Here is a 9,487-nt window from a genome sequence, read left to right on the forward strand (position 1 = left end):
TCAAGTTCATTATCGGTGAAGTTGTTATAACTTAATGTCACACCGGTTTAGTCTTGAAAATCTATAGCTCCTTTTGGACACGCGTAAACGCATCGTTCACATTTAATGCAGTCTGGTTTAGTTTCATTTTTGTGGACTTCGAGATGCATAGGACATGATTTGTCACATTTTTTACATGAAATACATCTGTCTTCATCAATATCCAGTTGATATTTATTGCCACCAAGTATCCTCTGGGCAGTTCCCATCGGACAGAACGAACACCATGTTCTGGGGCTTATGGATACTCCCAGTACAACCGCAATTGATGTAGTAACAAGACACATCACTACAAAGACCATTCCAATCTGGTTAATAAGTCCCTGTGTCTGCATAATTCTAAATCCCATAAATCCCATAAGGGCTACAAATACAGGAACTCTTAGCCAGAGGTTTTTAAGGATTTCTGGAATATATTTATTCTTTGTAATTTTACCTACTACGAAGTCGTTGAGACTTCCTCTCGGGCACAGGTTTCCACAAAACCATCGCCCTCTGAATGGGCTTATCAAAAGCAATGCAGCAAACACAACCAGCATGAAATATCCAAGAATAGGGAACCAGAGTCCTGCAATGGATACAATCAGTACCAGTATTCCAAGATATGGGGTAATTTTAAGCATAATTTTCACCTGATAATTTTTGATTATTATTTTATATTGGGGCTTTTTCTGATTTTGAATACTGTTTTTCTTGTTCTCCCATTACCCATTGGTCGAGTTCATTATCAACTCTATTAACCCAGGTGTAGACAATATCCATTATCAGAATCTTTATTTCTCTGCGGCTGTATATTCTGTATATGTATACATAACCACCGTTGTCGAGGTTGTTCTGTGACCTCTTGAGAACTTCTTTTGAATGCAGTTTTTTAACAGCTTTCTGGACTGTTGACAGGTCAAGTTTTATTTCAGTAGCAATATCTTCTGTAGTGACCCATCTATCAATGTCTTTCAGGAAATAATTCATAATATTAAGTTCAGATTTTGTTAAATTCAGTGCACATTTAAGGACATCATCCAATTCAAATTCCTTACATGCAAAGTCTATCATTTGTATACCTCTTTGATACTTCTAATTATCATCAGTACTGCTATATAATATCAGCTTTATATAAAGGGTTTTAAGTACTGATAAAAACATGATAAAAACAGAAGTACTGTAAATATGGACGATAAATTATTTTAAGGCTTTATCTTTGTAATAAATCCGTTGTATTACATAGGTTATAACTTCATAATTGAGCAAATTTTGTATTCAAAATATGAATTCTGATAGAATAACACTGTTTATATTGTGCCTGATAACCTTTTTCGGGATGTCAGGCAGTACATTGCTGGGACCTGTTTTACCGACCATAGTTGAACCTTTAAACACAAGCCGTGAAGCAGTAGGTCTGATTCTGGCAGTATATACACTATCCACTGCATTGTTTACATTGGTGATAGGAAGCATTACAGATAGAATTAATCATAAAAAAATACTAATCCCCTGCCTGATAGTAAACGGTTTATCCGGGATGGCGGCCTTTTTTGCAACAGATTTAACCCTGCTTCTTTTTATACGATTTATCCAGGGTTCAGCAGTTGCAGGAATGACACCTCTTGCTATGACCATGATAGGAGGACTGTACAGCGGTAAACAACGTATTCATGCTATGGGTAGAAGAAGCATTTCCATAGCAATAGGTGCGGTATTTTTACCGTTTATCGGGGGAAGTATGGGTGTTTTTGGATGGAATTTCCCATTTCTTTTTTACTGTCTAACTATTCCGATAGCCATAGTAGCAGTATTTGCACTTCCTGAAACAAATCCTGAAGAATTTACAGGCAAAGCAACAATTGAACTTACAGATATAAAAGAAGCATTAAAAGATTTTAGAGTTTCCTACACGATTTTTTTAAGTTTTGCAATAGCTTTTCTGCTTTACTCTGTAATTATCTATGTACCTTTTATACTGGAAGACAGTTTTGATTTCACATCTCAGGGGGCGGGTATAGCTCTCAGTTTACGCGGTGCATCGGTTATAGTGGTGGCTTCACAGGCAAGAAAATTGTCTGAAATATATTCTGAACATATAGTGATGTCAGCGGGTTTTGGTCTGCTAAGTGCTGCTATTGCAGGCTTCCCATTTGTAAATACTGTGCCATCAACATTTTTATTGTTACTTCTTTTTGGAGCAGGATTTGGAATGATACAGCCATTTTTAACAACATTAATAATTCAGGTATCACCGAGTAATATAATGGGAGGAATTGTTTCGATTTTTAATACAATGAAATACATCGGTCAAACTGTTGCACCCTCGGTTCTGGGTATAGTCCTGTTTTATTTTAATATGGATATGATTTTTATTGTATCCAGTATTTTCGGATTCATCATTGCACTATCAGTTTATTTAACAAAAGCAAGGTTTTATGAAACAAACCACTGACTGCTCTCCCACGACTAAACAGCCTGTCCGACAATTAATGTTAAGGTGGATATCTTATACAAAGAAACCTACCAAGTAACATAAATTATCAGTTCTAATCGTTTATCTTATACCAAGCGACAGTGTCAGTCTCTGTTTTTTGGATAATCGGATAAATGCTATTAAGAAGTAAATTAATCTTTAATCTATATTTATTTAAATAATAAATAAAATAAATTGATAGTATCGAATTGTCGGATAAGCTCTAAACTCATGGGATTTATCTACCCCTGCACCCCCTTCTTCGTAAGGACAGATATATTACAGTCTGTGGTTAATTTTGAATCTATCAGGTATTTTAAAAAGATGAAGGTTTTTGTCTGTAATATAAAAAACACCGAAAGCAAGAATGAATCCTGTAATAAGGTCAATAATCCAGTGTATTCCAAGATACAATGTAGTAAAAAGTATTGCGGTAGTAACACTGATAGCAAACATTTTGTATCGCCTTAATCCAGATTTTAAAACAATTAGCATAGACATTACAGAGAGTGCTGTATGAAGGCTTGGCAGACAATTATCAAGATTTGGGTCACTCATCCTGATACCCTGTGATATTATAGGACTTAACTCATAAAGCAGGGGTTCAACATTTTTAAGTGTGTAACCAGTTACCTCTACGGGAAATAGGACATAAAAAGGATAGGCAATCAGATAAATTAAAATAAACGCTATTGTGAATTGTTTTAAAAGCTTAAGTTTTTGAGTATACACCAGAATGAAAAATGTAAACACAAGCAAGAATGGAAACGCAAAAAGGTATACAGCACTGCTAATGTATGTTAAAAGCGGATTGGCTATGTATTGGACATAATTTACAATATCCCCTTCAATCATTATCAAATACTTGGTATAACTGCTACGTGGAACAATACCCAAATGGTTTGCTATATTATTCTCAACATTTATAAAAACATATACCGAAATTATAGGTATAATATATATTAATGTATCAATAACAAGTTTTCGTTTTTGAGGTTTGTTGTGGTCGTTTTTAAATTCTGAAGGGATGAATACATAGTACCCTATAATTGACAAAAAATTAACAACAAATAACGTGATAACACTCAGCAAATGTTCTGATACCATTATCCTGCCTGAATATTGTATGTCAGCTATAAATCAAAAATCTGAAAGGTCAGGATTTAACCATTTACTTGGTTCTGTACTGTCAGCGGGTGGCTCTCCTCTTTTCATCCGATTTACATATTTATTAACTCTTTTTCCGGTTTTTTTCAGTGAATGTTCAAGGATCCAGCTTTTTATACTTGTATCGTTTTTATAGTTTTTCAACAAATGAGGAACAACTTCTAAATCATGTTCTATACATTCACCCATAAGTTGCCAGTTTTCTGGTTTCATTTTGTCCATGGTGAATGAATCTTCATTGTCCAGTGCTGAACCCTTCATAGATACAAAATTCATGGGAACAATTAAAGATGAAGTTCCTTTCAAATCTTTTACAAGGTCAATACTTGAATTAATATCATCGGTGGTTTCACCCGGAAGACCGTTTATAAGCGTGGCTGCAGTAATCCAGTTGTTATCATCAAGTATTCCATATGCCTGTTTTACTACTTCCTGCCATATTTCAGGTGGTTCTGGCAAACTCTTTCCTTCCATATATTTTGCTATCAATCGTGTACTTCCGGTTTCTATACCTGTTTGAGCACCAAGCGAATTTTGTTCCAGTGATGAATAGCAGGTATCTGTGACCGATTCAACAAGTTCCGGGTTGGAATACACAGTTGCAAGTGCCAGATGGCTTGTACCTATTTTATCAACACCTTCAGTAGATACAACCTGTTTGAAAAGGTCAAGAACCTGTTCTGAATCAGGTTTTATACCTCTGGAACCATATCTGAGGATATCTTCAGAATGCAGAATTATAGAATGTTGCCCATAATTTACATTGGTCTGTACATCTTGTAAAATATGTTCAACAGGTTTAAAACGAAGTTTTTGCATAGTGGGAGTACAGAATGAGCATCCTCTGCCACAACCTCTGAAAACTTCTACCAGACCATGGATTGTAGCTCCCTTGATATTCGGGATATTATCCACGTTTGGTTCTTTCCCTTCTATTATCCTTGAAGGTTTTTCTCCATTAAGTATTGATTCAACCATTTCAGGAACTGTTATTTCTCCTCTGCCAAGATGAACATAATCTATGTTTAGTTTATCCATTAAGGATTTATCAGCAAGTTGCCATGCTGATTTACCCCCAGCAATAACGGTTTTTTCTTTTATAATGGGCTTTTTCATAAGGTCCAAAAATTTAACCCTGTTAAGTGGTGGTCCTGTGTCCACAATATCGACAAATTCTGATGTAGGAGGATTGATACCCAGATAATCATGACCTGTAATAGCTATAATCTCTGTCCTGCCACCTGCTACTTTATCGATATCATTTGGATGGACAACTGCAACTTCATCAGCCCCGAATTTATCTGCAAGTGAAGCTTCTATGATTCGTAAACCACAATCAGCGTTTAAAACTCTACCATCCTTACTTTTCACAGAAGGTGACCATATACTGAAAAACATCCAGTCGGGTATTATACCCTTAGGTATGCAGGTAGAAAACCCTACAAACATCCCCCAACGATATTGGCTCATAAGGGTTTCATCAGCAGTTAAAATAATTTTTGGGCTGATGTGACCTTTGTGAAATAATCCTCTAATTTTACTCATAATCACACCTACTATTCCCCAACTTTTGTGTATAAAAAAATATTCTAAATTCTACTTCCTTGTTTTGACAAATCCAGACGTTATATATTTAAACCAGTTCTTTTATATGTTTCCTTATAACAAATTTTTAGGTATCCAAAAGAAATTGATAATTGGTAATATTTGCAACAATTATATATCACACAATAACAAACATATAACGTACTGTTTATTATCAGGTGTAGAACAATGTTTTTATATTTAAGACCTATCGGACACATCGAAAATACTATCCTTTCAGAACTAATAGACCCTGTAAATGAGGCATTTGGTGTTCTTGTAAAAGTTGACCTGCCTATGGATGTTCCGGAAAATGCATATAATCTGGACAGGGGTCAGTATCATTCATCAACGATTCTTGAAGAAATGTATGAAACAATACCAGAAGACGCATCTCATGTTCTGGGTATTACGGATATAGATCTTTATGTTCCACAGCTTAATTTTGTGTTTGGTGAAGCCAGCAACAAAGTAGCCGTGATTTCCATAACTCGGTTGAGGAATGAATATTACGAGTTGCCGAAAGATTATGAACTGTTTAAAAATAGAATAATAAAAGAAGCTATACATGAGATTGGACATATGTTTGGTTTCAAACACTGCCCAAACAAAGAATGTGTAATGCATTTTTCAAATTCATTGGAAGATACCGATACCAAAAGTTACAGACTTTGTTCAAAATGCCAAGCTCTATTTTGATATATCAGTGTCTGCTTTTGAATTCATTGTTTTCAGTTGACGCTTTTCCGATAGCTTTAAGCAATTCCATCATTACTCCTACACCTTTTTGAACGTCTTCATCTTTAAGCTCCCGGATTATTCCCATCATTCCAAGCTGTGGAGGTTCAAGCAGAGCTTTGTCGAATTCAGGTTCCTGCAAACCCCTTTCAAGCACATCGACAAAATCAGTACTTATCATGGCGTTTAACAGTTTAAACATGCTGGATTCTACATCTGCTATACCTTTCAATGTTTCATCATTCATGTAATTTTGTAAGAGTCTATAGGTTTTGAGCATATCAACCAGTGTGTCAAGGTCATTAGGGTCAAGCTCCATTCCCTGAACATCTTTTCTTTCTTCTTCTGACATTATTACTCCCTCCAGTTTTAGAACAATGCTTTTAGGCCTGCATCCCAGTGTATATAATAGTACATCCTGTATATGTACCATCCGAGCCTTGTGGGTTCAAATGATTCAGGAGGAGCACCATAAGACCATGACGGAATGTATGCCTGTCCTTTTGTAAATGGTGTGGGCATAGCTCCGATATATGGACAGCCTACCTCACCCATGTAGGATACCTTTGTTCCGTGACCATGTATATCATTTATCAAATTGTGACTTACAACAAGTGATTGATAATGAGCTCCTATTCCTGATTTTATAACACTTGAAGGTCCAGAGTCTCCAGCAACATAAACCTCGTCATGGTTGCCTGCTGGACCTCGATATTGTAGAGTAAATTTATCTACAGGTATCCATCCAGTTTCATCAGTCAATCCGGAATCAATTATTGGTTGTGGTGATTTATGAGGGGGTGTTGTTATCAACAGGTCGTATTTCTCTCTGTCACCGTTTTGTGATACTATTTCCTTGTTTTTGGAATCAACTTCAGCAAGTTTGAAATTCCTATTAATTTCAATATTGTCGTCCTCAAAAACCTTTGTAGCAACCTTATTAAACTCAGGTGGTCCAATCGGCTCCATTGGCCAGAAGAAACTAATCTGTATGTTTTTACACATCTCTTCAGTTTTCATGAATTTTATATAATCATTCAGCATTACCGCAAATTTAACAGTAGCACCGGGACATGAAACAGGCATCTGTGCAACTGATATAGCAATACGGCCCTGTTCAAAGTTTTCGATTTTTTCTTTCAGTTTAAAAGCGTCATCCATTGAAGTATAGAATGTGTTGTAATCCTCTGATAGACCCGGTATATTACTTATATCTGTAGTGCTTCCAGTAGCAATTACAAGATAATCATAGCTGAATGTATCACCGCTTTTAACCTGTACTTTTCTATTCTCCAAATCTGCTCCAGTAATTTCACCATTTTCCCCGAAAACACAATTAATCCTGGGGCTAATTACTTCTTTCCTCGGTCTTTTAAGGTCTTCAGGTGAATAAAGCCCGAATGGTAAAAATGTAAACCCACCCTGATTTATATTCATATCATCTTTATCCAATATAGTTACATTCAAATCTCCTCTGGCGATTTCTCTCCTGAATTCTCTTGCCAGTTTGTTTGCAACTACTGTACCAGCATAGCCGGCACCCAGTATCAATACTTTTTCTGTCATGTGTACTCCCCTATACAATAAATTCAGTTACAATATGCTTTAAATGTATATATGGAGTTTTGTCATATTTAAAAGGTATTATGTGCTGATAAAAACTGATAAAAAATAGAAGTATCAAAAATTAATCATATATGTTTGTACTTTATGGTATCATTCAACTGGATTAAATAATCCTGCAAACGTAAATCATCGATTAATTTAAGGATATCTTCTCTGTCTGCACCTTCTACTTGAGCTCTTTCTATTATATCTTCTATCGGAACAAAATCTTCACCGGTTTCTCTATAAATATCCAGATAGATTGATTTTACCAATTCATTTTTGCTGTATTTATTTTCTGTTTTTTTACCGGATGATTTGATTCCAAATTCATTTTCCATTTCATCCAGCAGGTAGTCAACATTTGTATAATTGTTTTTAATATGACGTATTCTGCTAAAACAATCTTTCAGTTCATTTAACATCTTGGTTTCCAGTTCATCAATACGTTTGTCAGTTTCATCCATATTTTACAGCCCCTTTAATATCTTAAAATAGCTCCTACACCACCAATTGATTCCAAAAACTTATCATCATTCACAAATTCTACCTCTGCATCTGTATATTGTGCCATCTCGTAAAGTTTTTCAATAATCTCAGTTTTTGAAGTAGTTCCACCACAGATTGGACAGGATGGATAGGAGTTACCAATAACATGAAGTTCCTGACACTTTTCGCATTTACTACCGGGAACTGCAATATTGTTCAAAATTAAAAGAACACTAACCTTTCCCTGATAAAGATCATTTTTAATAGCATCGATACCATATTCAGCCAGACCACCACTCAATACAGTAGCTCTGAACTCATTGGCTTTTTCTCTTGAGTATGATTTGTCATTAGTCTTTAATATACTGTCACCAGTGTTAACAAGCTCTTTTTCTGAAACATCCATTGGTGTATCTACTATATCCATTACTTTATTTCTAATCCATTCAGGTAATATATCCCTTAATTCTTTTTTTGCATTCCCCGGTCCAGCTATTATTAACCCATTGACCTGATGGTCTTTGCAATATTCCTCTATAGATTCTGCCACACTGGAAAGGAATGATTTTATAGCTTCTTTTCTCAGACGGTTGAACCGCATCTGGCTCCATCCACCCTTTTTATGCTTATTTATCAGGTCTGTGGACAGATGTGATGTCTGTTCAACAGCATCAGAACGGATATTGAACAATCTGGATTCATGGGAATCTAAAAGTATCACTCCATAATCATTGTAATCGTCTCTAAGCCTGGCAAGTGGAAGAAGAAAAGGTGAATTATCAAAAATCAAATACCTTTCAGGTTCCAGTGGAATTCTGAAAACATACATAGTTGATTGTGAAATAAATAGAATTCTTCCCTTTTCACCTTTCAGTTGAGGTAGACTGCAATATTTTTTTGAAGTGTTGATTAGGTCTTCGAACTGGTCTTTGAATTTTTCTGGTAGGGCTTTTCTTATATTTTTGGTTCTGGATGTTAAAAATTTGTTGTTTACTTTATTATCGTTTTTGTTTCCTATGGGGAGATAAATAGATAGATATATATCGTTATCATCTGATTTTTCAGAAATGGATTTGATGTTAATATCGGTTATCGGTGTTAGTTTATCAATTATGATGTTTCCTGATTTTTCACTATTGTTCATATAAGTATATAGGATGGTTTATAAATAAAAAAGGTTTTTTAGACCTTTTTAAATCGAAATAAGTATATTAGAAAACAGATATTATCAGATAAAAGAGGGTTTGATTAATTTGTCATCTGAAAACACCGGTTTACCTGTAAGGTCAGAAATCCTGCAACTGCAACCATGCGTACATGGAGGATTGGTTCGCGAAACCGCCCAGAAATACAATCTGGATGAATCAGATTTACTTGATTTCAGCGCAAGCCTGAATCCGCTTGGTACAC

Annotated in this window: 10 protein-coding genes; 2 read left to right on the top strand and 8 right to left on the bottom strand. The window is 35.4% G+C overall.

Features of this window, described 5'->3' with window-relative positions; all coding sequences use genetic code 11:
• Nucleotides 1-47: 47 nt before the first annotated feature.
• A complete protein-coding gene (locus QZ276_RS08665; protein WP_292487162.1) occupies nucleotides 48-662 on the bottom strand; it encodes a 4Fe-4S binding protein in 615 nt (204 codons plus the stop codon).
• A gap of 31 nt (nucleotides 663-693) precedes the next feature.
• Complete coding sequence (locus QZ276_RS08670) at nucleotides 694-1,092, bottom strand: MarR family transcriptional regulator (protein ID WP_292487163.1); 399 nt, start codon at nucleotides 1,090-1,092, stop codon at nucleotides 694-696.
• Between the two features lie 211 nt (nucleotides 1,093-1,303).
• On the opposite strand from QZ276_RS08670, the gene QZ276_RS08675 reads away from it, so the two are divergent.
• Nucleotides 1,304-2,473 (top strand): MFS transporter, encoded by a 1,170-nt coding sequence (locus QZ276_RS08675; RefSeq protein ID WP_292487165.1) that lies wholly within the window; start codon nucleotides 1,304-1,306, stop codon nucleotides 2,471-2,473.
• A gap of 300 nt (nucleotides 2,474-2,773) precedes the next feature.
• Here QZ276_RS08675 and QZ276_RS08680 read toward each other — a convergent pair whose 3' ends face one another.
• Nucleotides 2,774-3,550, bottom strand: coding sequence for a phosphatase PAP2 family protein (locus tag QZ276_RS08680; RefSeq protein ID WP_292487167.1), 777 nt, complete (start codon nucleotides 3,548-3,550; stop codon nucleotides 2,774-2,776).
• A gap of 84 nt (nucleotides 3,551-3,634) precedes the next feature.
• Nucleotides 3,635-5,206, bottom strand: coding sequence for a radical SAM protein (locus tag QZ276_RS08685; protein WP_292487169.1), 1,572 nt, complete (start codon nucleotides 5,204-5,206; stop codon nucleotides 3,635-3,637).
• Between the two features lie 228 nt (nucleotides 5,207-5,434).
• On the opposite strand from QZ276_RS08685, the gene QZ276_RS08690 reads away from it, so the two are divergent.
• Nucleotides 5,435-5,944, top strand: coding sequence for an archaemetzincin family Zn-dependent metalloprotease (locus QZ276_RS08690; protein WP_292487171.1), 510 nt, complete (start codon nucleotides 5,435-5,437; stop codon nucleotides 5,942-5,944).
• A gap of 4 nt (nucleotides 5,945-5,948) precedes the next feature.
• Here QZ276_RS08690 and QZ276_RS08695 read toward each other — a convergent pair whose 3' ends face one another.
• From QZ276_RS08695 to QZ276_RS08710, 4 genes are all read right to left on the bottom strand, one after another.
• On the bottom strand, nucleotides 5,949-6,335 hold the full coding sequence (locus QZ276_RS08695) for a DUF1641 domain-containing protein (RefSeq protein ID WP_292487173.1): 387 nt from the start codon (nucleotides 6,333-6,335) through the stop codon (nucleotides 5,949-5,951).
• Between the two features lie 17 nt (nucleotides 6,336-6,352).
• Nucleotides 6,353-7,549, bottom strand: coding sequence for an NAD(P)/FAD-dependent oxidoreductase (locus tag QZ276_RS08700; protein WP_292487175.1), 1,197 nt, complete (start codon nucleotides 7,547-7,549; stop codon nucleotides 6,353-6,355).
• Between the two features lie 125 nt (nucleotides 7,550-7,674).
• Nucleotides 7,675-8,055, bottom strand: coding sequence for a hypothetical protein (locus QZ276_RS08705; protein WP_292487177.1), 381 nt, complete (start codon nucleotides 8,053-8,055; stop codon nucleotides 7,675-7,677).
• A gap of 14 nt (nucleotides 8,056-8,069) precedes the next feature.
• Nucleotides 8,070-9,221 (bottom strand): Vms1/Ankzf1 family peptidyl-tRNA hydrolase, encoded by a 1,152-nt coding sequence (locus QZ276_RS08710; protein WP_292487180.1) that lies wholly within the window; start codon nucleotides 9,219-9,221, stop codon nucleotides 8,070-8,072.
• Nucleotides 9,222-9,487 lie beyond the last annotated feature (266 nt).

This window comes from Methanohalobium sp. (assembly GCF_018609725.1).
GTDB lineage: Archaea > Halobacteriota > Methanosarcinia > Methanosarcinales > Methanosarcinaceae > Methanohalobium.